Origin of the sequence: Corynebacterium sp. MSK071 (assembly GCF_030232125.1) — a bacterium.
Classification (GTDB): domain Bacteria; phylum Actinomycetota; class Actinomycetes; order Mycobacteriales; family Mycobacteriaceae; genus Corynebacterium; species Corynebacterium kefirresidentii.
Map to the genome: position 1 here is coordinate 1 of NZ_JASPJA010000054.1, position 377 is coordinate 377.

Annotated in this window: 1 pseudogene; it reads right to left on the bottom strand. The window is 56.8% G+C overall.

From position 1 onward, the window contains the following. Positions 1-377: pseudogene (locus QP990_RS12170) on the bottom strand (hypothetical protein); the annotation flags it as partial.

Here is a 377-nt window from a genome sequence, read left to right on the forward strand (position 1 = left end):
GTTGTGGCGGAGATGTGTTTTTGGTTTTCGTTGAGTTGTTGTAGGGCGGATTGGCGGGGTTGTGCTTCGCCGACAGCTAGTTCGGTTTTCGGTGGTGTGCCGGGCGTGTGGCTGATGGTGGCTTCATCAATCCAGGTGGAGAGGTTCATGTTTCGCCATTGGATGCCGATTTGGTCGCCGACGTTTATTTCGTAGCCGAGTTGGTAGGGGCAAGTGTCGGTGAGTTTGAATGAGGCTGAGAGGTTTCCTTTGCCTTTGGCGAGTGCCTCAAAGGCTTGTTGTTGGCCTTCGATGGTGAATCCTTCGCCGGAGGCGACAAGCTCGCGGCGTCGGTAGGGGCCGAGGTGTCGTGCTCTGCGGGTGGCTTGGTGGTGTGT